The organism is Flavobacterium sp., assembly GCF_049318185.1.
Taxonomy (GTDB): Bacteria; Bacteroidota; Bacteroidia; order Flavobacteriales; family Flavobacteriaceae; genus Flavobacterium.
In genome coordinates this window covers 1-2123 of record NZ_JBMOGV010000210.1, presented here as the reverse complement: position 1 = coordinate 2123, position 2123 = coordinate 1, and the positions used below count along the sequence as shown (strand labels likewise).

General features: G+C 35.1%; 6 protein-coding genes. All 6 read right to left on the bottom strand.

The window, feature by feature from the left end; translation table 11 throughout:
- Positions 1 to 293: 50S ribosomal protein L24 (rplX, locus tag ACOYLT_RS11655; protein WP_422854009.1), on the bottom strand; the 293-nt coding region annotated here is incomplete at its 3' end.
- Between the two features lie 11 nt (positions 294 to 304).
- On the bottom strand, positions 305 to 673 hold the full coding sequence (gene rplN / locus ACOYLT_RS11650) for a 50S ribosomal protein L14 (protein WP_422853900.1): 369 nt from the start codon (positions 671 to 673) through the stop codon (positions 305 to 307).
- Positions 674 to 675: 2 nt separating this feature from the next.
- The gene (gene rpsQ, locus ACOYLT_RS11645; RefSeq protein ID WP_422853901.1) at positions 676 to 936 is read right to left on the bottom strand and encodes a 30S ribosomal protein S17; all 261 of its coding nucleotides are present in this window, start codon (positions 934 to 936) and stop codon (positions 676 to 678) included.
- Between the two features lie 16 nt (positions 937 to 952).
- The gene (gene rpmC, locus ACOYLT_RS11640; RefSeq protein WP_422853902.1) at positions 953 to 1144 is read right to left on the bottom strand and encodes a 50S ribosomal protein L29; all 192 of its coding nucleotides are present in this window, start codon (positions 1142 to 1144) and stop codon (positions 953 to 955) included.
- Between the two features lie 13 nt (positions 1145 to 1157).
- Complete coding sequence (rplP, locus tag ACOYLT_RS11635) at positions 1158 to 1583, bottom strand: 50S ribosomal protein L16 (RefSeq protein WP_422854008.1); 426 nt, start codon at positions 1581 to 1583, stop codon at positions 1158 to 1160.
- A gap of 19 nt (positions 1584 to 1602) precedes the next feature.
- A partial coding sequence (rpsC, locus tag ACOYLT_RS11630; protein ID WP_422854007.1) for a 30S ribosomal protein S3 occupies positions 1603 to 2123 on the bottom strand: 521 nt, incomplete at its 5' end.

Genomic DNA, 2123 nt, shown 5'->3' with positions numbered 1-2123 from the left:
TTAGAAAATCTCACTTTCTTATCTCCTTCTACTCTAGTTCCAGTTTTTGTAGCTTCTTTAGATTTTGGATCTATTAAAGACAAATTAGAAATATGAATAGGAGCTTCTTTCTTTACGATTCCACCTTGTGGATTTTTAGCACTTGGTTTCGTATGTTTTGAAACCATATTAGTACCTTCAACAATCGCTTTATTATTTTCACGGCTAACTTTAAGAACTTTACCTTCAGTACCTTTATGGTCTCCAGCAATAACTCTTACTACGTCACCTGATTTAATTTTTAACTTTGTCATCATTAATCGAATTAAAGCACTTCTGGTGCTAATGATACAATTTTCATGAATTGTTTTTCACGAAGTTCTCTTGCTACTGGACCAAAAACACGAGTTCCTCTCATTTCACCAGCAGCATTTAACAATACGCAAGCGTTATCGTCAAAACTGATGTATGAACCATCGGCTCTTCTCACTTCTTTTTTGGTACGTACAACAACTGCAGTTGAAACAGCTCCTTTTTTAACGTTTCCGTTAGGGGTTGCGTCTTTAATAGATACTACAATTTTATCTCCAACAGAGGCATAACGACGTTTCGTTCCTCCTAAAACACGGATAGTCAAAACTTCTTTTGCTCCTGTGTTATCTGCTACTTTTAATCTTGATTCTTGTTGTACCATAATTACTTAGCTCTTTCAATGATTTCAACTAATCTCCAACATTTAGTTTTGGATAAAGGTCTTGTTTCCATGATCTTTACCGTATCACCAATGTTACAATTATTTGTTTCGTCGTGTGCATGAAACTTTTTAGTCTTTAACACGAACTTACCGTATAGAGGGTGTTTTACTCTAGTTACTTGAGCAACAACAATAGACTTATCCATTTTGTTTGAAGTAACAACCCCAATTCTTTCTTTTCTTAAATTTCTTTTATCTTCCATTTTAGCTAGAATACAATTATTGTAACTCTCTTTTAGTTAGCTCTGTTGCTACTCTAGCAACTGCTCTTCTTGCACTTCTAATTTGAAGTGGATTAGCAATTGGTGAAATAGCGTGAGCATTTCTTAGATCTGAATACGCTTTTCTTAACTGGTTAAGTTTTACTTGTAACTCAGCTGCAGATAGATTTATAATTTCTGATTGTTTCATAATTAATTTTAGATTATGCTTCGAAATCTCTAGCAACAACAAACTTAGTTTTTACAGGAAGTTTTTGAGCAGCAAGACGTAAAGCTTCTTTAGCAACAGAAAGCGGAACTCCACCAACTTCAAACATTATTTTTCCAGGTTTAACTACTGCAGCCCAATATTCAACTGCACCTTTACCTTTACCCATACGTACCTCAAGAGGTTTCTTTGTGATTGGTTTGTCTGGAAATATTTTAATCCATAATTGTCCTTCTCTTTTCATAAAACGAGTTGCAGCAATACGCGCAGCTTCGATTTGACGTGAAGTTAAAAACATACCTTTTTCATGTACAGATTTAATTCCAAACATTCCACTTGAAAGTACATGTCCTCTTTGGGAAAGACCTTTCATTCTACCTTTTTGTACCTTACGGTATTTTGTTCTTTTAGGCTGTAACATTTTTCTTTAATTTAAAAAATTACTTTCTTTTACGTGCATCTGGTTTTCCTCCTTTGTTAAAAGGTTTTCTGTCCCCTCTAGGAGAATCTCCACCTTTTCCGCCAGAAGCTTGCTTTTTATCCATTCCAACTAGTGGAGATAAATCGCGTTTTCCGTACACTTCACCTTTCATGATCCATACTTTGATACCCATTCTACCATAAGTAGTATGCGCTTCAGCCAAAGCATAATCAATATCAGCTCTGAAAGTTGACAATGGAATTCTACCTTCTTTGAAACCTTCTGAACGTGCCATTTCAGCTCCGTTCAAACGACCAGAAATCAAAACTTTAATTCCTTCAGCATTCATTCTCATGGATGCAGCAATAGCCATTTTAATAGCTCTTCTGTAAGAAATACGACTTTCAATCTGACGAGCAATGCTTGTTGCAACTAAATAAGCATCTAACTCAGGTCTTTTAATTTCAAAGATGTTGATTTGAACTTCTTTGTCAGTAACTTTCTTAAGTTCTTCTTTCAACTTGTCTACCTCTTGACCAC

Coding starts and splice junctions, on each gene's coding strand:
- rplN (WP_422853900.1), bottom strand. CDS start 673: ATGGTACAACAAGAATCAAGATTAAAAGTAGCAGATAACACAGGAGCA.
- rpsQ (WP_422853901.1), bottom strand. CDS start 936: ATGGAAGATAAAAGAAATTTAAGAAAAGAAAGAATTGGGGTTGTTACT.
- rpmC (WP_422853902.1), bottom strand. CDS start 1,144: ATGAAACAATCAGAAATTATAAATCTATCTGCAGCTGAGTTACAAGTA.
- rplP (WP_422854008.1), bottom strand. CDS start 1,583: ATGTTACAGCCTAAAAGAACAAAATACCGTAAGGTACAAAAAGGTAGA.